15 protein-coding genes, 6 tRNA genes and 2 rRNA genes are annotated in these 25,173 nt (G+C 51.9%); 3 read left to right on the forward strand and 20 right to left on the reverse strand.

The annotated features are described in order from the left end of the window. Nucleotides 1–91 precede the first annotated feature (91 nt). Nucleotides 92–1,630: an aminotransferase-like domain-containing protein gene (locus C1N59_RS19595; protein ID WP_394550111.1), complete on the reverse strand. Its 1,539-nt coding sequence runs from the start codon at nt 1,628–1,630 to the stop codon at nt 92–94. 174 nt (nt 1,631–1,804) lie between these two features. On the opposite strand from C1N59_RS19595, the gene C1N59_RS19600 reads away from it, so the two are divergent. Then, entirely contained in the window at nt 1,805–1,990 is a 186-nt protein-coding gene (locus C1N59_RS19600) for a DUF1127 domain-containing protein (protein WP_394550112.1), read from the forward strand. 175 nt (nt 1,991–2,165) lie between these two features. On the opposite strand, the gene rpoC is transcribed toward C1N59_RS19600, so the two are convergent. The 13 genes from rpoC to C1N59_RS19665 all read right to left on the reverse strand — a co-directional run bounded on the left by rpoC (nt 2,166) and on the right by C1N59_RS19665 (nt 16,461). Continuing rightward, entirely contained in the window at nt 2,166–6,389 is a 4,224-nt protein-coding gene (gene rpoC, locus C1N59_RS19605; protein WP_033737967.1) for a DNA-directed RNA polymerase subunit beta', read from the reverse strand. Between the two features lie 119 nt (nt 6,390–6,508). Further along, the gene (rpoB, locus tag C1N59_RS19610; protein ID WP_033737970.1) at nt 6,509–10,537 is read right to left on the reverse strand and encodes a DNA-directed RNA polymerase subunit beta; all 4,029 of its coding nucleotides are present in this window, start codon (nt 10,535–10,537) and stop codon (nt 6,509–6,511) included. A gap of 330 nt (nt 10,538–10,867) precedes the next feature. Continuing rightward, nucleotides 10,868–11,230, reverse strand: a complete 363-nt coding sequence (gene rplL, locus C1N59_RS19615) for a 50S ribosomal protein L7/L12 (protein ID WP_006121499.1) — start codon at nt 11,228–11,230, stop codon at nt 10,868–10,870. Between the two features lie 63 nt (nt 11,231–11,293). Next, the gene (gene rplJ, locus C1N59_RS19620; protein ID WP_003848098.1) at nt 11,294–11,791 is read right to left on the reverse strand and encodes a 50S ribosomal protein L10; all 498 of its coding nucleotides are present in this window, start codon (nt 11,789–11,791) and stop codon (nt 11,294–11,296) included. 421 nt (nt 11,792–12,212) lie between these two features. Beyond that, the gene (gene rplA, locus C1N59_RS19625) at nt 12,213–12,917 is read right to left on the reverse strand and encodes a 50S ribosomal protein L1 (RefSeq protein ID WP_006121496.1); all 705 of its coding nucleotides are present in this window, start codon (nt 12,915–12,917) and stop codon (nt 12,213–12,215) included. 3 nt (nt 12,918–12,920) lie between these two features. Further along, nucleotides 12,921–13,349: a 50S ribosomal protein L11 gene (gene rplK, locus C1N59_RS19630; protein ID WP_006121495.1), complete on the reverse strand. Its 429-nt coding sequence runs from the start codon at nt 13,347–13,349 to the stop codon at nt 12,921–12,923. 145 nt (nt 13,350–13,494) lie between these two features. Continuing rightward, nucleotides 13,495–14,040: a transcription termination/antitermination protein NusG gene (gene nusG, locus C1N59_RS19635; protein WP_003848088.1), complete on the reverse strand. Its 546-nt coding sequence runs from the start codon at nt 14,038–14,040 to the stop codon at nt 13,495–13,497. A 1-nt stretch (nt 14,041) separates the two neighbouring features. Beyond that, a complete protein-coding gene (gene secE, locus C1N59_RS19640) occupies nt 14,042–14,425 on the reverse strand; it encodes a preprotein translocase subunit SecE (protein WP_006121494.1) in 384 nt (127 codons plus the stop codon). Nucleotides 14,426–14,654: 229 nt separating this feature from the next. Then, entirely contained in the window at nt 14,655–15,839 is a 1,185-nt protein-coding gene (gene tuf, locus C1N59_RS19645; protein WP_006120578.1) for an elongation factor Tu, read from the reverse strand. Nucleotides 15,840–15,945: 106 nt separating this feature from the next. Continuing rightward, nucleotides 15,946–16,021: transfer RNA gene (locus C1N59_RS19650), tRNA-Thr, on the reverse strand. Nucleotides 16,022–16,026: 5 nt separating this feature from the next. Further along, nucleotides 16,027–16,101 (reverse strand) — tRNA-Gly (locus C1N59_RS19655). Nucleotides 16,102–16,293: 192 nt separating this feature from the next. Then, a tRNA-Tyr gene (locus C1N59_RS19660) sits at nt 16,294–16,378 on the reverse strand. A 7-nt stretch (nt 16,379–16,385) separates the two neighbouring features. Continuing rightward, nucleotides 16,386–16,461 (reverse strand) — tRNA-Thr (locus C1N59_RS19665). Between the two features lie 1,480 nt (nt 16,462–17,941). Between C1N59_RS19665 and coaA the strand changes: the two genes are divergently transcribed. Then, entirely contained in the window at nt 17,942–18,889 is a 948-nt protein-coding gene (gene coaA / locus C1N59_RS19670; protein ID WP_006121491.1) for a type I pantothenate kinase, read from the forward strand. Nucleotides 18,890–18,933: 44 nt separating this feature from the next. Here coaA and birA read toward each other — a convergent pair whose 3' ends face one another. Together birA and murB are read right to left on the reverse strand one after the other, a co-directional pair. Next, nucleotides 18,934–19,893, reverse strand: coding sequence for a bifunctional biotin--[acetyl-CoA-carboxylase] ligase/biotin operon repressor BirA (birA, locus tag C1N59_RS19675; RefSeq protein ID WP_375097300.1), 960 nt, complete (start codon nt 19,891–19,893; stop codon nt 18,934–18,936). Next, entirely contained in the window at nt 19,890–20,927 is a 1,038-nt protein-coding gene (murB, locus tag C1N59_RS19680) for a UDP-N-acetylmuramate dehydrogenase (protein WP_324020643.1), read from the reverse strand. The genes birA and murB overlap by 4 nt, the downstream gene beginning before the upstream one ends. Nucleotides 20,928–21,088: 161 nt before the next feature. On the opposite strand from murB, the gene C1N59_RS19685 reads away from it, so the two are divergent. Continuing rightward, on the forward strand, nt 21,089–21,223 hold the full coding sequence (locus C1N59_RS19685) for a hypothetical protein (RefSeq protein ID WP_394550113.1): 135 nt from the start codon (nt 21,089–21,091) through the stop codon (nt 21,221–21,223). 257 nt (nt 21,224–21,480) lie between these two features. Here the strand turns inward: C1N59_RS19685 and rrf are convergent. The 4 genes from rrf to C1N59_RS19705 all read right to left on the reverse strand — a co-directional run bounded on the left by rrf (nt 21,481) and on the right by C1N59_RS19705 (nt 25,106). Then, a 5S ribosomal RNA gene (gene rrf, locus C1N59_RS19690) occupies nt 21,481–21,596 on the reverse strand. 103 nt (nt 21,597–21,699) lie between these two features. Further along, nucleotides 21,700–24,603 (reverse strand): 23S ribosomal RNA (locus tag C1N59_RS19695). A 202-nt stretch (nt 24,604–24,805) separates the two neighbouring features. Then, nucleotides 24,806–24,881: transfer RNA gene (locus C1N59_RS19700), tRNA-Ala, on the reverse strand. Nucleotides 24,882–25,029: 148 nt separating this feature from the next. After that, nucleotides 25,030–25,106 (reverse strand) — tRNA-Ile (locus C1N59_RS19705). Nucleotides 25,107–25,173 lie beyond the last annotated feature (67 nt).

The raw sequence follows: 25,173 nt of genomic DNA on the forward strand, positions 1-25,173 counted from the left end.
CGCGCACGTTGTGCAACAGGCAGTAAAAACTGGAAAGCCGCGCACGGCAATGAACATTGCAACTGGCGCAGCTTTTTTCTGTCCTTTAAAGTCACTGGCGTCCGGCCGGGATGGCCTGACCAGGGCCAGTTCCCTCCTCTTTCTGGCCCTGCTTCTCACCACCTGAAGCGATGATATCGATAACGGCGGACAGGTCAGCCGACGACTGATGCGCACAGGCGGCCATCGCCCGCTCGACAGCCTTACCGGTCAAGGCCAGTGCCTGTTCAATCTTACCGCTTGCGGGCAAGGCGTAATTCAGGCGCAGACAGTTACGGTACTTTCCGGAGGCCGAAAAAAGCGAGCCTACGGCAATCTGGATCCCTGATTTGCGTAATTCGTGGTTGAGCTGCACCGCATCAAATGCCTCAGGTAATTCAATCCACATCAAAAAACCGCCCTGAGGCCGCGTGACGCAGATACCGCAAGGGAAGTAATGCCGTACCCAGCAGGAAAAGGTGTCGTAATTGCGCTGGTAAACCTGGCGCATCCGCCGAAGATGCGTCTGGTAATGGCCCTGCTGGATAAAGTCAGCTACGGCATGCTGAGGCTGAGTGGCGGTAGAACCTGTCACAATGTATTTCATATGCAAAACACGATCGCGGAAGCGTCCGGGCGCCACCCAGCCCACACGTAAACCCGGTGCCAGCGTTTTGGAAAACGAGCTGCACAGCAATACGCGTCCTTCTGTATCCAGAGATTTAATGGATGAAGGCCGCGGGTACTCCCAGGCCAGCTCACCATAAACATCGTCTTCAATGATCGCCGCATCAAAACGCTGTACCAGACTCAGCAGCGCGCGCTTGCGCTTTTCGGGCATGATAAAGCCAAGAGGATTGTTGCAGTTAGGGACGACGACGACCGCTTTGATCGGCCACTGATCAAAGGCCAGTTCCAGCGCTTCAAGGCTGATTCCCGTTACAGAATCGGTCGGAATCTCAATGGCCCGAATACCGAACCCACGTAATGTCTGCATGATGCCGTGAAATGACGGCGATTCGACCGCAATGATATCGCCGGGCTGGCATACTGCGCGCACGGACACTGACAGCGCTTCGTGGCAGCCTGTGGTAATCACAATATCTTCTGAGGTCAGCTGGCAGCCGCTGTCGATCATCAACCGGGCAATTTGTTCTCTCAGCCGGGCGACACCGTAAAGGTTGTCGTAATTCAGCAGCGTGCTTTCCTGCTGCTGCGCCTGACGGCTAAACGCCTTCCACAGAGGTTTCAGTGTGGACTGCGTTAAATCCGGCATACCGCTGCCCAGTTGCAGTACATCCTGTTCCCGGCGGCTGTTAAGCAGGTCAAGCACCGCGTCCCACTGGGTAATTTCCACCGGATGTTGCGCCGGACGCGTCAAGGCCGGAACGGGCGGCATCGCCTTATGCGGCGCCACAAAATACCCGGAACGCGCCTGCGGAATAATCAGCTGTTTCTGCTCCAGCAGATAATAGGCCTGCTGTACCGTGCTGATGCTGACACCATGTTCGACGCTCAAACTCCGAACGGAGGGCAGGCGTTCGCCACTTTGGTACAACCCCTGTTCAATACGTTTTTCTAGCAATGTGGCTAAATGTTGATAGCGCGTCATGATCGACCTCAGCCAGGTTGATGACCCGACAAAACAGTACAGACAGCCTGTATTTCTACCATTCAGTCCACGCTGACGGCAATCTGTATGTTAAATAATTGCTTCAGGTGCATCTGTATTGGAAATTGTATCTGCATGAAAATATTTCTCAGGTTACTTACTGAGGGCAGGATCATGGGATATGAGGAAAATCGTAGCGCTAAACCCTTTGCAGTTTCACTCAGCCTGTTTCGCTTTATCTGGCATCATTTTCGTCGCTGGCAGTGTCGGCGCGAAACCCGCGTGATTTTATGCAGACTGAGCGACAGTGCGCTGAAAGATATCGGGTTAAAGAGAAGCGATATCAACAAACGCTTTTAATTACGGCTCGCCTGCAAACAGGCGTGAGTCGATTTCGTTAACAGGACGGACTTCGGAAAACACTCTTCACGACAGCACGCGTTATGAATGCCGGTGCCGCCTGTATAAGACAGCCTGATCTCGCAGGCAAAAAAAAACCCTGCCGGAGCAGGGTTTTTTATCAGGCGTTTGACGATTACTCGTCGTTGTTACCGCCAAGACCCGCGTTCAGTAACTCCGCCAGGCTTGCGGATGCTTCGTCAGCAGTCACCTGCGGTGCAGCTGGCACTTCGCCTGCCGCACGACGACGCATACGATCCTGGTGATAAGCGTAACCGGTACCGGCCGGGATCAAACGACCCACGATCACGTTCTCTTTCAGACCGCGCAGTTCGTCGCGCTTGCCTGCTACTGCCGCTTCAGTCAGGACACGTGTAGTTTCCTGGAACGATGCTGCAGAGATGAACGATTCGGTTGCCAGTGACGCTTTAGTGATACCCAGCAGGTCACGTACGAAGGTTGCGCCAACTTTTCCGTTCGCTTCAAGTTCACGGTTAGAGATCTTGATGCGAGAGAATTCAGCCTGCTCACCTTCCAGGAACTCGGTGCTGCCCGCGCTCATGATAGTAGCTTTACGCAGCATCTGACGAACGATGACTTCGATGTGCTTATCGTTAATCTTAACGCCTTGCAGACGGTAAACTTCCTGCACTTCGTTAGTGATGTAACGGGTAACCGCATGTACGCCACGTAAACGCAGGATGTCATGTGGTGACTCTGGACCATCGGAAACCACGTCACCGCGCTCAACACGTTCACCTTCGAACACGTTCAGCTGACGCCATTTCGGAATCATCTCTTCGTACGGATCGCTACCATCCAGCGGTGTAATCACCAGACGACGCTTACCTTTGGTTTCTTTACCGAAGGAGATGATGCCGCTGATCTCCGCCAGGATTGCTGGCTCTTTCGGACGACGCGCTTCGAACAGGTCAGCAACGCGTGGCAGACCACCGGTAATATCCTTGGTACCGCCAGATTCCTGCGGAACACGCGCCAGGGTATCACCCGAGCTGATCTTCACGCCATCTTCCAGCTGTACAATCGCTTTACCTGGCAGGAAGTACTGAGCAGGCATATCGGTACCTGGGATCAGAACATCATTGCCGTTGGCATCAACGATTTTCAGTGCCGGACGCAGATCTTTACCACCTGAGGTACGTTCTGCAGAGTCCAGAACCACCAGCGATGACAGACCTGTTAAGTCATCAGTCTGACGCGTAATGGTCTGACCGTCGATCATGTCGGTGAAGCGAATGAAACCGCCCACTTCTGTGATAACTGGCATGGTATGCGGATCCCAGTTTGCAACGGTTTCACCCGCAGCAACCTGCTCACCATCACCTTTCGCCATGGTCGCACCGTAAGGAACTTTATAGCTCTCTTTCGTACGGCCAAATTCGTCGATCATTTTCAGTTCAACGTTACGCGAGGTGATCACCAGCTTGCCTGCTGAGTTCGTTACCGACTTAGCATTGGTCAGCTTGATGGTACCTTTGTTCTTCACCTGAATGCTGGATTCAGCTGCCGCACGAGATGCCGCACCACCGATGTGGAACGTACGCATCGTCAGCTGTGTACCCGGCTCACCGATTGACTGTGCCGCGATAACACCGATTGCTTCGCCTTTGTTGATGATGTGACCACGTGCCAGGTCGCGACCATAGCAATGCGCACACACACCAAAGTCGGTTTCACAACCTACAACCGAACGCACCTTCACGCTGTCGACTGAGTTCAGTTCCAGCACGTCACACCAGTGCTCATCGAGCAGTGTGTTACGTGGAACCAGAATATCAGCCGTGCCAGGCTTCAGAACGTCTTCTGCCGTTACACGGCCCAGAACGCGCTCACGCAGTGGCTCTTTCACGTCGCCACCTTCGATGACTGGCGTCATCATGATGCCTTCGTGTGTACCACAGTCGTCTTCGGTGACAACCAGGTCCTGCGCAACGTCAACCAGACGACGCGTCAGATAACCGGAGTTCGCGGTTTTCAGTGCGGTATCTGCCAGACCTTTACGTGCACCGTGCGTCGAGATGAAGTACTGAAGTACGTTCAGACCTTCACGGAAGTTCGCGGTGATAGGCGTTTCAATGATGGAGCCATCTGGCTTAGCCATCAGACCACGCATACCGGCCAGCTGACGAATCTGTGCAGCAGAACCACGCGCACCGGAGTCGGCCATCATAAAGATGCTGTTAAAGGAAACCTGTTTCTCTTCTTCGCCGTCACGGTTAATCACAGTCTCGGTTGAGAGGTTTTCCATCATCGCCTTCGCTACGCGCTCGTTCGCGGCAGCCCAGATATCGATGACTTTGTTATAACGTTCGCCGGCGGTAACCAGTCCAGACTGGAACTGTTCCTGAATTTCGGCCACTTCGGCTTCGGCTTCAGAGATGATTTCCACTTTCTTGGCTGGGATAACCATGTCGTCGATACCAACAGACGCACCTGAACGGGCGGCGTAGGCGAAACCGGTGTACATGGTCTGGTCAGCAAAGATAACGGTCGGCTTCAGGCCCAAAATGCGATAACAGGTGTTCAGCATTTTAGAGATAGCCTTTTTACCCAGCGCCTGGTTGACGATGGAGAAAGGCAGACCTTTCGGTACGATCATCCACAGAATCGAACGACCAATGGTGGTGTCGATCAAGCTGGTTTTCGCAACGAACTCATCCTGCTCGTTTTTGCTGTACTCAGTGATACGCACTTTAACGCGCGCATGCAGCTCGGCCAGGCCAGCGCGATAAACACGCTCAGCTTCTTTCGGGCCGGTCAGCACCATGCCTTCACCTTTGGCATTCACTTTGTCGCGGGTCATGTAGTACAGACCCAGTACAACGTCCTGTGAAGGAACGATGATTGGCTCGCCGTTCGCCGGTGACAGAATGTTGTTGGTCGACATCATCAGCGCACGCGCTTCCAGCTGGGCTTCCAGCGTCAGCGGTACGTGAACAGCCATCTGGTCACCATCGAAGTCGGCGTTATAGGCCGCACAAACCAGCGGGTGAAGCTGGATGGCTTTACCTTCGATCAGAACCGGTTCAAAGGCCTGGATACCTAAACGGTGCAGCGTTGGTGCACGGTTCAGCAGGACCGGGTGTTCGCGGATGACTTCGTCCAGGATATCCCAAACGACAGCTTCTTCACGCTCAACCATCTTCTTCGCGGCTTTGATGGTGGTGGCCAGGCCACGCAGTTCCAGCTTGCCGTAGATGAACGGTTTGAACAGCTCCAGTGCCATTTTCTTCGGCAGACCGCACTGATGCAGACGCAGGTATGGACCAACGGTAATAACAGAACGACCGGAGTAGTCGACACGCTTACCGAGCAGGTTCTGACGGAAACGACCCTGCTTACCTTTGATCATATCGGCCAAAGATTTCAGAGGACGCTTGTTAGAACCGGTGATCGCACGACCGCGACGACCGTTATCCAGCAGGGCATCAACCGCTTCCTGCAGCATACGTTTTTCGTTACGTACGATGATATCTGGCGCAGCCAGATCCAGCAGGCGTTTCAGACGATTGTTACGGTTGATCACGCGACGATACAGATCGTTCAGATCCGACGTAGCGAAACGACCACCATCCAGCGGTACCAGCGGACGCAGATCAGGCGGCAGAACCGGCAGAACGGTCAGGATCATCCACTCTGGCTTATTACCAGACTGAACGAACGCTTCCAGCAGCTTGATACGCTTGGTCAGTTTTTTACGCTTGGTCTCGGAGTTGGTTTCGTTCAGCTCTTCACGCAGCTGCTCGCACTCTTGCTCCAGATCCATATTTTTCAGCAGCGCCTGGATAGCTTCTGCACCCATCTTCGCGTCGAATTCGTCACCGAACTCTTCCAGCGCGTCAAGGTACTGCTCTTCCGTCAGAATCTGACGTTTTTCCAGGTTAGTCATGCCGCCTTCGATCACAACATAAGATTCGAAGTACAGCACGCGCTCGATATCACGCAGCGGCATATCCAGCAGCAAGCCGATACGCGATGGCAGTGATTTCAGGAACCAAATGTGCGCAGTCGGTGATGCCAGCTCAATGTGGCCCATGCGCTCACGACGTACTTTGGTCTGTGTAACTTCTACGCCACACTTCTCGCAGATTACGCCACGATGTTTTAAACGCTTGTACTTACCGCACAGGCATTCGTAATCTTTTACCGGTCCAAAAATACGGGCACAGAAAAGACCGTCACGCTCTGGCTTGAAGGTACGGTAGTTAATGGTTTCCGGCTTTTTAACTTCACCAAAAGACCATGAACGGATCATGTCTGGCGAAGCCAGCGCAATTTTGATCGCATCAAACTCTTCGGTCTTAGTTTGCGCTTTCAGAAACTTAAGTAAGTCTTTCACGGATTAGCTCCCGTCGGAGTGAGACTCAGGGGCGTCCAACCGAAATTGAACGCCCCATAACCAGTACAAATGCGAGCGCGTTAACCCTGCGCTTACAGGCCGAAGCCCGCTACTGAGGGTTACTCGTCTTCCAGCTCGATGTTGATACCCAGCGAGCGAATCTCTTTCAACAGTACGTTGAACGATTCTGGCATGCCAGGTTCCATCTGATGGTTGCCATCCACGATGTTCTTATACATCTTGGTACGGCCGTTAACGTCATCAGACTTAACGGTAAGCATTTCCTGGAGGGTATATGCCGCACCGTATGCTTCCAGTGCCCATACTTCCATCTCACCGAAGCGCTGACCACCGAACTGTGCCTTACCACCCAGCGGCTGCTGAGTAACGAGGCTGTAGGAACCGGTAGAACGTGCGTGCATCTTGTCATCAACCAGGTGGTTGAGTTTCAGCATGTACATATAACCAACGGTTACCTGACGTTCGAACTGCTCACCAGTGCGACCATCAAACAGGGTAATCTGACCGGAAGAAGGCAGACCGCCGAGCTCTAACAGCTCTTTGATTTCGCTCTCTTTCGCACCATCAAACACCGGCGTGGCGATCGGCATACCTTTTTTCAGGTTTTCAGCCAGACGCAGAACTTCGTCATCACTAAAGGTATTCAGGTCAACTTTCTGACGCACATCTGTGCCCAGATCGTAAGCACGCTGGATGAATTCGCGCAGTTTGGCGACTTCTTCCTGCTTCTTCAGCATCGCGTTAATTTTCTCGCCGATACCTTTCGCTGCCATCCCTAAGTGCGTCTCAAGGATCTGACCGATGTTCATACGTGAAGGTACGCCCAGCGGGTTCAGTACGATATCGACCGGCGTACCGTTCTCATCGTAAGGCATGTCTTCGATTGGGTTGATCTTCGAGATAACACCTTTGTTACCGTGACGACCTGCCATCTTATCACCAGGCTGAATCTGACGTTTAACGGCCAGATAAACCTTAACGATTTTCAGCACGCCTGGTGCCAGATCATCGCCTTGTGTGATTTTACGACGCTTGCCTTCGAGTTTTTTCTCAAACTCGTGCTTCAGTTCGTCGTACTGCTCTGCCAGCTGTTCCAGCTGGTTTTGCTTGGCTTCGTCAGTCAGACCCAGTTCCAGCCAACGCTCACGCGGCAGCTTGTCCAGTTTGTCTGCTTCAACGCCACCAGAAATCAGGACAGACTGGATACGGCTGAACAGGCCCGCTTCCAGAATCTGCAGCTCTTCAGACAGGTCTTTCTTCGCCTGCTTCAGCTGCATCTCTTCGATTTCCAGCGCACGTTTGTCTTTTTCCACGCCATCGCGGGTGAAGACCTGAACGTCGATAACCGTACCCGAAACACCGTTAGGCACGCGCAGAGAAGAGTCTTTCACATCAGACGCTTTCTCACCGAAGATCGCACGCAGCAGTTTCTCTTCTGGTGTCAGCTGGGTTTCGCCTTTTGGCGTCACTTTACCAACCAGAATGTCACCACCGGTCACTTCCGCACCGATGTAAACGATACCGGATTCATCCAGTTTAGAGAGTGCAGCCTCACCCACGTTCGGGATGTCAGCGGTAATCTCTTCTGGCCCCAGCTTGGTGTCGCGAGACACACAGGCCAGTTCCTGAATGTGGATGGTCGTGAAGCGATCTTCCTGCACCACGCGCTCGGAGACTAAGATGGAGTCTTCGAAGTTGTAACCGTTCCACGGCATGAACGCGACGCGCATGTTCTGACCCAGCGCCAGTTCACCGAGATCGGTAGACGGACCATCAGCCAGCACATCACCACGCTCAACTGGCTCGCCCAGAGATACACATGGCATCTGGTTGATACAGGTGTTCTGGTTAGAACGGGTGTATTTGGTCAGGTTGTAGATGTCGATGCCCGCTTCGCCCGGATACATTTCGTCTTCGTTAACTTTGATAACGATACGTGATGCATCAACGTACTGAACGGTACCGCCACGTTTCGCCACAGCGGTAACACCGGAGTCAACGGCAACCGCGCGCTCCATACCGGTCCCTACCAGCGGCTTATCGGCACGCAGTGTAGGAACGGCCTGACGTTGCATGTTCGCACCCATCAGGGCGCGGTTAGCATCATCGTGTTCCAGGAACGGGATCAGTGACGCACCGACGGAAACGACCTGTTGGGTCGAAACGTCCATGTAGTCAACCTGATCGCGGCTGAACAGGCTCGATTCACCTTTGCTACGGCAGGTCACCAGGTCATCAACGAACGCACCTTCTTCTGACAGGTTGGTATTCGCCTGAGCGATGACATAGTTACCTTCTTCGATGGCAGACAGGTAATGAATTTCATCGGAAACCACACCGTCGATCACGCGACGATAAGGGGTTTCCAGGAAACCGTACTCGTTCGTCTGCGCATATACAGACAAGGAGTTGATCAGACCGATGTTCGGACCTTCAGGGGTTTCGATTGGGCAGACACGACCGTAGTGCGTTGGGTGTACGTCACGCACTTCGAAGCCGGCACGCTCACGGGTTAAACCACCCGGGCCGAGAGCAGAGATACGACGCTTGTGCGTAATCTCTGACAACGGGTTGTTCTGATCCATAAACTGGGACAGCTGGCTTGAACCAAAGAACTCTTTCACCGCCGCCGAAATAGGCTTGGCGTTGATCATGTCCTGAGGCATCAATGTGTCGAGGTCGCCCAGAGAAAGACGCTCTTTCACTGCACGCTCAACACGGACCAGGCCGACGCGGAACTGGTTTTCCGCCATTTCACCCACTGAACGAATACGACGGTTACCGAGGTGGTCGATATCGTCCACTTCGCCTTTACCGTTACGGATGTCGATCAGCTTTTTCATCACTTCGATGATGTCTTCTTTGCTCAGGATACCTGAACCTTCGATTTCATCACGCAGCAATGAACGGTTGAACTTCATGCGGCCGACAGCAGAAAGATCGTAACGATCTTCAGAGAAGAACAGGTTCTCGAACAGGTTCTCTGCTGCTTCACGCGTAGGTGGCTCACCAGGACGCATCATGCGGTAAATCTCAACCAGCGCGCTCAGGCGATCGTTGGTTGGGTCGACGCGCAGGGTCTCGGAGATATAAGGGCCGTGATCCAGATCGTTGGTGAACAGCGTTTCGATACGCTTGTGACCCGCCTGGCTCAGCTTGGCCAGCAGATCCAGCGAAAGCTCCATGTTCGCTGCGATAATCAGTTCACCGGTGTTCTCATCGATATAATCTTTAGAGACCACTTTGCCTGCAATATATTCAACAGGCACTTCAATGTGCTGGATACCGTCTTTTTCGAGCTGACGAATGTGACGCGCAGTGATGCGACGCCCTTTCTCAACGTAGACCGTGCCATTCGATTCGATATCGAAGGTCGCGGTTTCACCACGCAGGCGCTCTGGCACCAGTTCCATCTGCAGCTTGTTGTCACGGATTTCATACACCACTTTCTCGAAGAAGATATCGAGGATTTCAGCAGTGGTGTAATGCAGTGCGCGCAGGATGATACTGGCCGGCAGCTTACGACGACGGTCAATACGGACGAAAAGGTTGTCTTTCGGGTCAAACTCGAAGTCCAGCCATGAACCACGGTAAGGAATGATACGTGCGTTATACAGCACTTTACCCGATGAGTGGGTTTTACCCTTATCGCTGTCAAAGAATACGCCAGGACTACGATGCAGCTGAGAAACGATAACACGCTCAGTACCGTTGATAACAAAGGTACCGTTGTCTGTCATGAGTGGAATTTCACCCATGTAGACTTCTTGTTCTTTAATGTCTTTTACTGTGCCTTCTGGCGCTTCGCGCTCATAGATCACCAGACGCAGTTTGACGCGCAGCGGTGCCGAGTAGGTCACGCCACGGATCTGACATTCTTTCACGTCAAAGACAGGTTCACCTAAGCGATAGCTGACATACTGCAACTCAGAGTTGCCGCTGTAGCTCGCGATAGGGAATACAGAGCGGAAGGCAGCTTCCAGTCCGTACTGACCTTCTGGATCTTGCTCGATAAACTTCTGAAACGAATCAAGCTGGATAGAAAGGAGATAAGGTATGTCCAAAACTTGTGGACGTTTACCAAAATCCTTACGAATACGTTTTTTCTCGGTATAGGAGTAAACCATAGGGTTCCTCAGCTAGCTGACAAGTCGACCCACGCTGTCCGTCCTGACAGGACAGTTCATGCAACACGATTTTGTTTGATTCACGCACTGCCCGGCAGTGTGTGCAATACCTCTTTCTATCACGCTTAAATCATTTCATTGCTTCAGCGTGGGCAGGGAACCCGCACAGGAAAGCAGTATATTAAGTCGTCGATAGAGAAAGATATTGAAGAGCAACAATGGACAAACAGTGCGAAACCCCATTGAGGCCCTGGAGCGCAAAAAGGCTGGTGACCAAAAAGTCACCAGCCATCAGTCTGATATTACTCAGACTGCAACCCGAGGGTTGTCTTACTTAACTTCAACTTCAGCGCCAGCTTCTTTCAGAGCAGCTTCAAGTGCAGCTGCGTCATCTTTGCTGATGCCTTCTTTGATCACGCCAGTTGCTTCAACCAGATCTTTGGCTTCTTTCAGGCCCAGACCAGTTGCGGTACGAACGGCTTTGATTACTGCAACTTTGTTCGCGCCAACAGCTTTCAGGATAACGTCGAATTCAGTTTTCTCTTCAACAGCTTCAGCTGGGCCAGCAGCAACAGCTACAGCAGCAGCAGCAGAAACGCCGAATTTTTCTTCCATAGCAGAAACCAGCTCAACTACTTCCATTACGGACATAGCGGCAACGGCTTCCAGAATTTGGTCTTTAGTGATAGACATAACAATTGTTCCTAAGAATCAGAAAAAGTTTATACGTTAGCAAGTACGAAGAAAAGAGAGGCCTTAAGCCGCTTCTTTTGCATCGCGAACAGCAGCCAGAGTGCGAACCAGTTTGCCGGCAGCGGCTTCTTTCATGGTCGACATCAGACGTGCCAGTGCTTCTTCGTAGGTCGGCAGCGTTGCCAGACGGTCAATATTGGCCGCCGTGATCAGCTCACCTTCAAAGGCTGCAGCTTTGACCTCAAATTTTGCATTCGCTTTCGCGAAATCTTTGAACAGACGAGCAGCAGCGCCCGGGTGTTCCATAGAATATGCAATCAGGGTCGGACCAACAAACGTGTCTTTCAGGCACTCGAACTGAGTACCTTCAACGACGCGGCGCAGCAGGGTGTTACGAACAACACGCATGTAAACGCCAGCTTCACGGCCTGCTTTACGCAGTTCGGTCATTTTATCAACGGTAACGCCACGAGAATCCGCAACAACCGCTGAAAGCGCACCTTTGGCTACTTCGCTGACTTCAGCAACAATCGCTTGTTTGTCTTGAAGATTTAATGCCATTAGCTTTAGCTCCTGGATTTGACCGGGGATGGATTTCCCCGGAACTCACTTCACTTATTCGCCCGAAGGAAAATAAGCGCTATTACACGGTGAGCAGAATCCAGTAAAGAAAAATTCTTTTGGTTCTGTCACCGTCTACGCAGGGTATTAAGCATTACATCCGAAAATGTGCAGCTCCTGCGGTCTTGGACGGAGGCCAGGATAAGGCCTGGCTCCAACCTAAAATTCGGCTGTACATCGTGGCCCAGATTGCCCTGCACTGACAGCCTTTATAAGGCCTGCTGAACACTTTACTGTGTTTCAGGCGACTGACTCAGTCGCTGCGTTCGCACAATCTGACTTACTCACAATGACATCTGCATGAATGCAGAACAACGGGCGTAAGATTCTAGGTGAATTTTTCGCCCGTTTCAAGCAGCAATTAGTTTGCCGCTGCGCTCAGACCAGCCTGGTCAACGGCAACGCCGGCGCCCATGGTGGTAGAGATGCTGACTTTCTTGATATACACGCCTTTCGCCTGAGCAGGTTTTGCTTTTTTCAGCGCAACCAGCAGAGATTCCAGGTTTTCTTTCAGTTTGTCAGCATCGAAGTCCACTTTACCGATGGTAGTGTGGATGATGCCGTTTTTGTCGTTACGATAACGAACCTGACCTGCTTTAGCGTTCTTAACCGCTTCAGCAACGTTCGGGGTTACAGTACCGACTTTCGGGTTTGGCATCAGGCCACGTGGACCCAGAACCTGACCTAACTGGCCAACAACGCGCATTGCATCTGGAGATGCAATAACAACGTCAAAGTTCATTTCGCCTTTCTTGATCTGCTCAGCCAGATCTTCCATACCTACCAGCTCAGCGCCAGCTGCTTTAGCAGCTTCAGCGTTTGCGCCTTGGGTGAAGACGGCTACACGTACAGAACGACCTGTACCGTGTGGCAGAACGGTCGCGCCGCGCACGTTCTGGTCAGATTTACGAGCGTCGATGCCGAGGTTAACAGCAACGTCTACGCTTTCAACGAACTTAGCGGTAGCCAGCTCTTTTAGTAATGCGATTGCTTCAGCAATATCGTACTGCTTAGTCGCGTCAACTTTGTCGCGAATAACGCTCATGCGCTTGGTCAGCTTTGCCATTTCTTAGTCCTCTACTACCAGGCCCATGGAACGAGCAGTACCTTCGATTGAGCGAGTCATCGCTTCAACGTCAGAACCAGTCATGTCCGCAGCTTTAGTTTCTGCGATTTCACGTACCTGAGCACGAGTCACTTTACCGACTTTATCTTTGTTCGGCTTACCAGAACCAGACTTGATGCCCGCTGCTTTTTTCAGCAGAACGGCAGCCGGAGGCGTTTTGGTAATGAAGGTGAAAGAACGGTCGCTGTATACGGTGATAACAACTGGAGTAGGCAGGCCTTTTTCCAGTGATTCTGTTTTGGCGTTAAACGCTTTACAGAATTCCATGATGTTAACACCCTGCTGACCCAGAGCTGGACCAACTGGTGGACTTGGGTTCGCCATACCAGCTGCAACCTGCAGCTTGACGTAGGCTTGTACTTTCTTAGCCATGATAATTCCTCAATTGGGTTATAGCGCCTTTAAAAGGCTCCCCGTGGTAACGATTTACACGCTGTTGCCAGCGCATAAAAACAAAAGGCGCGAAATTATAGTTTAATTTCGCGCCTGCTGCAACAGCCAAATAGTGAAAGAAAGGTTAGCCTTTCTCCACCTGACCGAAATCGAGTTCGACAGGTGTTGCACGTCCAAAGATGGAGACCGAAACAGTCAGACGACTCTTCTCATAATCGACATCTTCGACCACGCCGTTAAAGTCGGCAAACGGACCATCGTTGACGCGTACCATTTCGCCCGGTTCGAACAGCGTTTTCGGACGTGGCTTGTCACCTACCTGCTGCAGGCGGTTCATGATCGCATCAACTTCTTTATCGCTGATTGGCGCAGGGCGGTCAGAAGTACCACCGATGAAACCCATTACGCGTGGCACGCTGCGAACGAGGTGCCAGCTGGCATCATTCATTACCATCTGAACCAGAACGTAGCCTGGGAAGAATTTACGTTCGCTTTTACGGCGTTGACCACCACGGATCTCGACCACTTCTTCAGTCGGCACCATGACGTCGCCAAACAGCTCTTCCATGTTGTGCAATTTGATGTGCTCACGCAGCGACTGTGCTACGCGGCCTTCAAAACCGGAAAACGCCTGCACGACGTACCAGCGTTTTTTTGGAGCTTCAGACATCTCAGAACCTCAGGCCAGTGATAAACGATACCAGACGGACCAGAATGCCATCCAGCCCCCACAAAATCAGTGACATCACGGCAGTGACCGCGGCAACGATTAACGTGGTATGCAGTGTCTCCTGGCGGGTTGGCCAGATAACCTTGCGCATTTCGGTTCTTGCTTCACGTGCAAAGGCTACGGTCGCTTTGCCTTTGGTCGTTAAAAGCGCAATGCCGCCTGCTGCTGCAATCAAAATAACAACAGCCAACGCACGCAGAGGTAACGTCACATCACGATAGAGGTAGTTACCTACGATCGCCGCAAGCAGTAATAAGACTACCACTACCCATTTCAGCGCTTCGAGGCCGCGCCCGCTCCCTTGAGCTTCGGTATTCGCACTCATAAACCAACCTGCCACAATAATTCAGAAACTATTCTGCCCCGCATCGCGAGGCATCCAAACCGAATGAGCTTTTGGGGCGTAACTCGGTATCCAGCGCCGCATAACAGAGCCTGTCTCAGCAATGATTATGGTGCAAAATCACTGATGAGTCAGGTTCTATAAAACAGCGTACAAAAAGGGCATCAAATGATGCCCTTTCCATGTGCATTGCGTCAAATATTATCGATAATTAAGCGATAACTTTGGCAACAACGCCCGCGCCAACGGTACGGCCACCTTCGCGGATTGCGAAGCGCAGACCTTCGTCCATTGCGATTGGGTGGATCAGGGTAACAACCATTTTGATGTTGTCGCCTGGCATAACCATTTCAACGCCTTCTGGCAGCTCTACTGAACCGGTCACGTCAGTGGTACGGAAGTAGAACTGTGGACGGTAGCCCTTGAAGAACGGAGTATGGCGGCCACCTTCGTCTTTAGACAGAACGTAAACTTCTGACTCGAACTTGGTGTGTGGCTTGATGGTGCCTGGCTTCGCCAGAACCTGACCACGCTGGATGTCTTCACGCTTGATACCGCGCAGCAGAACACCACAGTTTTCGCCTGCCTGACCCTGGTCCAGCAGTTTGCGGAACATTTCAACACCGGTACAGGTTGATTTCGCCGTATCTTTGATACCCACGATTTCAACTTCGTCGCCGACTTTAACAACACCGCGCTCAACACGACCGGTTACTACAGTACCACGGCCAGAGATTGAGAATACGTCTTCGATTGGCAGCAGGAACGGCATGTCGATAGCACGAACCGGATCCGGGATGTAGTTGTCCAGGTGGTTAGCCAGCTCAACGATCTTCTCTTCCCACTCTGGGTTGCCTTCCAGCGCTTTCAGTGCTGAACCGCGAACGATTGGAGTATCGTCGCCCGGGAAGTCGTACTGTGACAGCAGGTCACGGACTTCCATCTCAACCAGTTCCAGCAGCTCTTCGTCATCAACCATGTCACACTTGTTCAGGAACACGATGATGTAAGGAACGCCTACCTGACGACCCAGCAGGATGTGCTCACGGGTCTGCGGCATTGGGCCGTCAGTCGCAGCAACAACCAGGATCGCGCCGTCCATCTGCGCAGCACCGGTGATCATGTTTTTCACATAGTCGGCGTGGCCCGGGCAGTCAACGTGTGCATAGTGGCGAGACGGGGTTTCATACTCAACGTGTGCAGTGTTGATGGTGATACCACGTGCTTTTTCTTCAGGGGTGCTGTCGATCTGGTCGAACGCACGCGCCTGGCCGCCGTTGGTTTTAGCCAGAACGGTGGTGATTGCTGCAGTCAGGGTGGTTTTACCGTGGTCAACGTGACCGATGGTGCCCACGTTTACGTGCAGTTTGTTACGTTGAAATTGCTCTTTAGCCATCGCTTGTCCCTCTAAGACACGGATATATCAAAGATATCGTCACATTAACCAGGCATTGCCTGACTGCAAGGAGTTACAGAGAAAATCAGGAGGGAGATAAAGGAAGTGGTGCTGATACCCAGAGTCGAACTGGGGACCTCACCCTTACCAAGGGTGCGCTCTACCAACTGAGCCATATCAGCACATCTGGAGCGGGCAGCGGGAATCGAACCCGCATCATCAGCTTGGAAGGCTGAGGTAATAGCCATTATACGATGCCCGCATCCTGGAACTCGGCTACCTGTTCTTTCTGTAGCTTGTGAATAACAGGGGAAGTCCCCTATTATTCTTAGCCTGCCAGCGAAGCTGGCTGACTTTGACTGAGCTTACACCCAATCTGAATTCAGGGTGAGAAGAAGTGACTCACCTGCCAGATAAACAGGTTGTTTATCTGTTCTCAACCCGAGGGTCGAGATGGTGGTGGGAGAAGGATTCGAACCTTCGAAGTCTGTGACGGCAGATTTACAGTCTGCTCCCTTTGGCCGCTCGGGAATCCCACCTACTTGATGGTGCCGGCTACCGGAATCGAACTGGTGACCTACTGATTACAAGTCAGTTGCTCTACCAACTGAGCTAAGCCGGCATCAAGTGACGCGCATTCTAGGAAGGTCGGCTGAAGGATGCAACAAAAAAATCACTGTTTTTGTTCTATCGCTTACTATTTGTGCAAAGCATCGCAATTTACCCCTATTCTGCAGAAATAACATCCAATTATTGGTCAAATTTTCGCGTCATCTTCTGTCCCTGGATTGGGTCTTCACGATTTCATTCTTTGGTGGATGGCTTTTTTCACGTCCCCTTTTTTTGCTGATCATGCAAAATTCGTCTCGATTGCTTATTTATTGCCCGGTGTTTTCCATCGACAGCCGGTTTTTGTTTGTGGATATCGGTTTGTTTGTGCAAAAACGCCACCACAGGGTAAGCGATGAGTAATGTTAAGTTGACAGGGTTGCAGAGAAAACGTACTGGCACCTAAAGAGGTGGGAATGGACACTGGCACAATACCGCTTTCAATACGCGTGAATCAGGCATTGCTTGTATGCTTTCTGTGGCCGACAGCGCTGCTCTGTTCGGTTACTGGCCTGACAGGCGCGCGAGTGCATGTGTATTGATGTCGACGCGGTGAAGATGAGCGAGGTTGCATATGAACAGGTACTGCCTACGTACAACAGAGAAGTCACATGACACATGAGAACGGCCCGATGCTTGATGTGCAGATTCCACCCTGTCCGCACCGATGACGGCTGCGACCAACTGGAACGCCGCCGAAAGTCATTATGTTTGTCCCTTCTGTTGTCAGAACGCGCTGTGCCTCCCGGTTCAACCTGTATAGAAACCCGGTCAGGCGGATTAAAGCGCTTCTTCTCTCCTTTGGCCCTCAAAAAGCTTAAGCACACCACAAAGCCTGTGGCGGCCTTATGTTGGCAGCAACAGTATTGGGCTGATCTGATGGACACGCCATGCGAGGGCAGAGAAAGGGTCGTGGTAAGGGTTATTCGTCACGGGAAAGAGAGTACAGAAGGTATCCGTGCCTGGTGCAGACTGGTCTCTGAAGGCAATAAAGTGTCTTGTGGATGTTCAGACAAATGACCTGACGAATGAAAGCACGCCCCAAAACAGTGACGCGCCTGACACGCACCTTATTTGCGGCTTAACGTCCGGCATAAAGTAACAGACAGCCACGGATTCATTGCACGCGCTATCATGAAAGACCCGCTCGTTAACCGGCTGCTGGCTAAGTGAACCATACGATAATGAGCGAAGGCCCGTTTACGTGCCCTGATCCGTGCTACCCACCGGGCTGAAGATTTACCTGTCACATCGCATGCTGTAATTACAGAGATCAAGCCTCTTGATCAAGGATTTGTTAAAATTGCGGAGGCGCCGACGAAAGCTTATCCCCGTTTATTTTTTACTTCTTTTAAAAGCTATACTGGTGGTACCCTCCAGCCCATTGTTCTCGTTAATAACTCTGTGACCCGCAATTCATTACGCTACCGTGCCCGAGTAATTTTCGGTGAAAATGTACAGATTGGTTTGAATCTGCAGTCAAATGTATACTTATGGATAAAACGACATCACTCACCACGCCTTATTTACAGTTCACCCGTGAACAATGGGCGTCATTACGCGACTCCGTTCCCATGACGCTGGCAGAGGATGAAATTGCTCAGTTAAAAGGGATAAACGAAGACCTTTCTATTGAAGAGGTGGCCGAAATCTATCTGCCGCTCTCACGCTTGCTGAATTTCTATATAAGTTCGAATGTGCGTCGCCAGGCTGTTCTGGAACAATTTCTGGGCACAGACGGGCAAAAGATCCCTTACATTATCAGTATTGCTGGTAGCGTTGCGGTGGGGAAAAGTACGACTGCCCGCGTTTTACAGGCGCTTCTCAGCCGCTGGCCTGAGCACCGTAAGGTTGAGTTAATTACAACTGATGGCTTCCTTCATCCGAACTCGGTACTAAAAGAGCGCGGTCTCATGAAGAAAAAAGGGTTTCCTCAATCTTATGATATGCATCGGTTAGTTAAGTTTGTGTCAGACCTTAAGTCTGGCGCCCAGCAGGTGACGGCGCCCGTTTATTCCCATCTCATTTATGACGTTATTCCGGATGGGGATAAAGTGGTGCAACAACCCGATATTTTAATTCTGGAAGGCTTAAACGTTCTTCAAAGTGGAATGGATTATCCTCACGATCCGCACCACGTATTTGTTTCTGATTTTGTCGATTTTTCTATCTATGTCGATGCGGAAGAAGATCTTTTACAGCACTGGTATATCAATCGCTTTCTGAAATTTCGCCAAGGCGCTTTCACCGATCCCGACTCTTATTTTCATCATTATGCACAGTTACCTGAAGATGAGGCCATCAAGATCGCGGGATCGCTGTGGAAAGAGATCAACTGGCTGAACCTGAAAGAGAATATTCTTCCTACACGTGAAAGAGCCAGCTTGATTATGACCAAAAGTGGTAATCATGCGGTTGAAAAAGTCCGCCTGAGAAAATAAGTTACGACAATAAAGCCTGCCTTAAAAGCAGGCTTTACAGACTTTTAAAGGGGACGCAGCGATATTTCCCCACCCATCCAGGATTTAATTTCGCCCTCTTGTTCCAGCAGCAAACCACCCTGATTATCAATGCCGCGTGCAATGCCGTGAACTTCCCGCTCGCCCATCAGTAACCTGACCGGACGGTTGATAAAGTTGTCTAAGCCTGCCCAGCGTGCGACAAAAGGTGCCAGACCTTCCTGTTCAAAAACAGGTAGTGCCTCACGCAGGCGATTGATTAACGTTGCAGCCAGGTCATTACGATCAAGCGTTACGCCCGCTTCCTGCAGATTAATCCAGCCCTGATTGATTTGCGCCGCGTCGGCATTTCGCATCGCTAAATTGATGCCCGCTCCCATTACGATCTGCGCAGCATCGCCGGTTTTACCGGTTAACTCCACTAAGATGCCTGCTAATTTTCTGTCATGGAGGTAAATATCATTCGGCCATTTTACGCGAACATCCTCCGCACCTAATGACTGAAGCGTCTCTGCCATCACTATACCAATCACCAGGCTGAGCCCCATCGCTGCAGCAGGCCCTTGCTCCAGACGCCAGTACATAGACATATAAAGATTAGCACCGAAGGGAGAAAACCAATGCCGCCCGCGTCGTCCGCGTCCCGCTTGCTGATATTCCGCCACACAAACGGCACCTGAAGGCAGTGAATCCATACGCTCAAGTAAATACTGGTTCGTCGAATCGATAACCGGTATCACGGCGACATCAGGCTGAGAAAGCTGACCAAGAATCGCCTTTTCATTGAGCAACTGAAGCGGTGCAGGGAAGCTGTAGCCTTTCCCGGTAACCGTATACACTTCAAGGCCCCAGCTTTTTAACGTCTGAATATGTTTATTAATTGCTGCGCGGCTCATGCCGAGCGTTTCACCTAATTGCTCACCAGAATGAAATTCGCCATCTGACAGGATATCAATAAGCTTTAGCGGTACGCTGTGGTCTTTCATGCAATCACCTCAACCGCATTGCATTCACCTTGTGCCCGGATAAAACGGACCTCAGGCTCAAGCCAGACATCAAATTTCTCACCTACGCGTGCGCGCACCTTTTTTGCCAGCGCAACGATATCGCCTGGCGTGGCATTGGCGGCATTAATCAGCACTAATGCCTGCTGCTGATGAACTTCCGCGCCGCCAACCCGACAGCCTTTAAGCTGACACTGATCGATTAACCAGCCTGCGGCAAGTTTTACCGTACCCTCTGGTTGGGGATAATTTGGCATCGCAGGATAGTGATTAAGCAATACTTCGGCCTGCTGCCGACTAATCACTGGATTTTTGAAAAAACTGCCAACATTGCCTGTTATTTTGGGGTCAGGTAATTTGCTCTGTCGCATATGGCAAACGGCATGAAACACATCCCAGGCATTCGCAGTCGCCGGATTAAGCGTCTTTAAATCGCCATACGTCAGCACCGGTTGCCACTGTTTGGTTAATGAAAACCCGACGGCAACAATCGTATAGCCCGACTGGTACTGATGTTTAAAAATGCTGTCGCGATAGCCAAACTGGCAATCGTCACGGCTTAAACGCTCAGTGACGCCGGTTTGCAAATTCAGCACGTCTACATATTCACAGACATCTTTCAGTTCAACGCCATAGGCGCCGATATTCTGGATGGGTGCAGAGCCGACCATACCGGGAATAAGTGCCAGGTTCTCTAGTCCGGAAATCCCTTTTTCCAGCGTCATTTTTACCAGTTGATGCCAGTTTTCACCCGCGCCAACATGCAGCTTCCAGCGCTCATTCTCGTCGCGTATTTCAACTCCAGCGATGCGGTTGAGCACCACAATGCCCGCGAAGTCCTCAAGAAACAGTACATTGCTGCCTTCACCCAGGATCAAAAAGGGTTGCTGGTTACGCTGGCTCATCTGCCATGCCGCAAGTATGGCTTCAGGTGTTTCGGCGACAATACGAATTTGTGTGCTGACATCAAGACCGAGCGTATTGTCGGCTTTTAAGGAGGTATACGAGCTGGACATGATAAGGCCTTCACGGGGTTAATCTGGCCGTAGTTTACCGCATCATGAACGGATTGAGAGGGAATTTGCGTGCGAAGACGTTTTTCGCTGCATATCAGCCACTCAGAACGCTGAACGGGTAGAAAGAAATCCCGTCGCGGGCATGACGACAGGGGAAGCTGATGGAATGTGAGTTGTTTAAAGCATCTAAAAACACAGGCGGAACAATTGTGAAGTATCAGCAGAACTTTGTAGAGGTGGGCATCCGTTTCATCCAGGCCGTTTTGCCAACCGCACGTTTAAACAGCGCGGTTTGATCGCAGTCTGTTTAGCTATTCACTGGAGAGATTGATGCAAAGCATGGGCTAAAAGGCATAGACAGGAAAGGGCCGCTGACGACATATTCTTTCCTTTTACATGCAGAGGCAAGGTAAACGGACCAGGGAGGATGACCGGCAGGCGACGGCAGAGGTCTGCCCTGAAGCCCGCAGAGGTCCGGCAGCCCCCGCCCTCCCCGGACGACGGACGTAAAGAAGCCCCGTACTTCCGTACGGGGCTTCTTCACCTGATTGATGCCTGGCAGTTCCCTACTCTCGCATGGGGAGACCCCACACTACCATCGGCGCTACGGCGTTTCACTTCTGAGTTCGGCATGGGGTCAGGTGGGACCACCGCGCTACAGCCGCCAGGCAGATTCTGTCTGCCGCACCGCCCTCTCGGGCCGCACGGCGTTATCCGGTAAACAAGGCTGAAAATTCTTTCTGTCTCTCAACCAAAACGCCTCTGGCGTTGTAAGGTTAAGCCTCACGGGTCATTAGTACCGGTAAGCTCAACGCATCGCTGCGCTTACACACCCGGCCTATCAACGTCGTCGTCTTCAACGTCCCTTCAGGAGGCTCGGAGCCTCAGGGAGAACTCATCTCGGGGCAAGTTTCGTGCTTAGATGCTTTCAGCACTTATCTTTTCCGCACTTAGCTACCGGGCAGTGCCACTGGCGTGACAACCCGGACACCAGCGGTGCGTTCACTCCGGTCCTCTCGTACTAGGAGCAACCCCCCTCAATTCTCCAGCGCCCACGGCAGATAGGGACCGAACTGTCTCACGACGTTCTAAACCCAGCTCGCGTACCACTTTAAACGGCGAACAGCCGTACCCTTGGGACCTACTTCAGCCCCAGGATGTGATGAGCCGACATCGAGGTGCCAAACACCGCCGTCGATATGAACTCTTGGGCGGTATCAGCCTGTTATCCCCGGAGTACCTTTTATCCGTTGAGCGATGGCCCTTCCATTCAGAACCACCGGATCACTATGACCTGCTTTCGCACCTGCTCGAGCCGTCACTCTCGCAGTCAAGCTGGCTTATGCCATTGCACTAACCTCCTGATGTCCGACCAGGATTAGCCAACCTTCGTGCTCCTCCGTTACGCTTTGGGAGGAGACCGCCCCAGTCAAACTACCCACCAGACACTGTCCGCAGCCCGGATTACGGGCCCACGTTAGAACACCAAACATTAAAGGGTGGTATTTCAAGGACGGCTCCACGCAGACTGGCGTCCACGCTTCAAAGCCTCCCACCTATCCTACACATCAAGGCTCAGTGTTCAGTGTCAAGCTGTAGTAAAGGTTCACGGGGTCTTTCCGTCTTGCCGCGGGTACACTGCATCTTCACAGCGATTTCAATTTCACTGAGTCTCGGGTGGAGACAGCCTGGCCATCATTACGCCATTCGTGCAGGTCGGAACTTACCCGACAAGGAATTTCGCTACCTTAGGACCGTTATAGTTACGGCCGCCGTTTACCGGGGCTTCGATCAAGAGCTTCTCCTTACGGATAACCCCATCAATTAACCTTCCGGCACCGGGCAGGCGTCACACCGTATACGTCCACTTTCGTGTTTGCACAGTGCTGTGTTTTTAATAAACAGTTGCAGCCAGCTGGTATCTTCGACTGGCCTCGGCTCCGGGAGCAAGTCCCCTCACCTACGCGCCAGCGTGCCTTCTCCCGAAGTTACGGCACCATTTTGCCTAGTTCCTTCACCCGAGTTCTCTCAAGCGCCTGGGTATTCTCTACCTGACCACCTGTGTCGGTTTGGGGTACGATTTCGTGTTACCTGATGCTTAGAGGCTTTTCCTGGAAGCAGGGCATTTATCACTTCAGCACCGTAGTGCCTCGTCGTCACGCCTCAGTGTAAAGTGCACCGGATTTGCCTGGCACACACACCTACACGCTTAAACCGGGACAACCGTCGCCCGGCCGATATAGCCTTCTCCGTCCCCCCTTCGCAGTAACACCAAGTACAGGAATATTAACCTGTTTCCCATCGACTACGCCTTTCGGCCTCGCCTTAGGGGTCGACTCACCCTGCTCCGATTAACGTTGAACAGGAACCCTTGGTCTTCCGGCGACAAGGTTTTTCACCTTGTTTATCGTTACTTATGTCAGCATTCGCACTTCTGATACCTCCAGCATGCCTCACAGCACACCTTCGACGGCTTACAGAACGCTCCCCTACCCAGCAACGCTTGCGCGTCGCTGCCGCAGCTTCGGTGCATGGTTTAGCCCCGTTACATCTTCCGCGCAGGCCGACTCGACCAGTGAGCTATTACGCTTTCTTTAAATGATGGCTGCTTCTAAGCCAACATCCTGGCTGTCTGTGCCTTCCCACATCGTTTCCCACTTAACCATGACTTTGGGACCTTAGCTGGCGGTCTGGGTTGTTTCCCTCTTCACGACGGACGTTAGCACCCGCCGTGTGTCTCCCGTGATAACATTCTCCGGTATTCGCAGTTTGCATCGGGTTGGTAAGCCGGGATGGCCCCCTAGCCGAAACAGTGCTCTACCCCCGGAGATGAATTCACGAGGCGCTACCTAAATAGCTTTCGGGGAGAACCAGCTATCTCCCGGTTTGATTGGCCTTTCACCCCCAGCCACAGGTCATCCGCTAATTTTTCAACATTAGTCGGTTCGGTCCTCCAGTTAGTGTTACCCAACCTTCAACCTGCCCATGGCTAGATCACCGGGTTTCGGGTCTATACCCTGCAACTTAACGCCCAGTTAAGACTCGGTTTCCCTGCGGCTCCCCTATACGGTTAACCTTGCTACAGAATATAAGTCGCTGACCCATTATACAAAAGGTACGCAGTCACACCACGAAGGTGCTCCCACTGCTTGTACGTACACGGTTTCAGGTTCTGTTTCACTCCCCTCGCCGGGGTTCTTTTCGCCTTTCCCTCACGGTACTGGTTCACTATCGGTCAGTCAGGAGTATTTAGCCTTGGAGGATGGTCCCCCATATTCAGACAGGATACCACGTGTCCCGCCTTACTCATCGAACTCACAGCCTGTGCACCTTTGTGTACGGGAGTATCACCCTGTACCCTGCGACTTTCCAGACGCTTCCACTGATGCACAAGCTGATGCAGGTTCTGGGCTCCTCCCCGTTCGCTCGCCGCTACTGGGGGAATCTCGGTTGATTTCTTTTCCTCGGGGTACTTAGATGTTTCAGTTCCCCGGTTCGCCTCATGCCGCTATGTATTCACTGCATGATAGTGTGACGAGTCACACTGGGTTTCCCCATTCGGGTATCGCCGGTTATAGCGGTTCATATCACCTTACCGGCGCTTATCGCAGATTAGCACGCCCTTCATCGCCTCTGACTGCCAGGGCATCCACCGTGTACGCTTGGTCGCTTAACCTCACAACCCACAGGCGTTTTGCGCTTGCGTGTTATGAGCTTTTGAGAGACCCGAACGCATCGTGCTGTGTTCCTTATTACGGAGGAACACGACGTGCGTCGTTTCAAATTTTCAGCTTGTTCCGGATTGTTAAAGAGCATAATACTTCGCAGCACACCGTCGCCGGTACGCTCTGAAGTATTGTCAGAAAAAACAGCAAGTATGGTGGAGCTAAGCGGGATCGAACCGCTGACCTCCTGCGTGCAAGGCAGGCGCTCTCCCAGCTGAGCTATAGCCCCATACAGTTACTGCAGAGACCACTACTACCACTCAACCGAGTACACATTCTTCGCATGGAGGAATGCAATTTCTTCTCAGGCAAGGCATGCGGAAGGGAAGTTTACCTCTGTAAACGACCGCGCGCATAACGCAGCATGAGGAGAAATTTGGTAGGCCTGAGTGGACTTGAACCACCGACCTCACCCTTATCAGGGGTGCGCTCTAACCACCTGAGCTACAAGCCTGTAGAGGTTTTTTCTGCTCGTGACTTTCTATCAGACAATCTGTGTGAGCACTTCGCACGAAGGTATC

The sequence above is a fragment of the Pantoea sp. SGAir0183 genome, assembly GCF_043545505.1.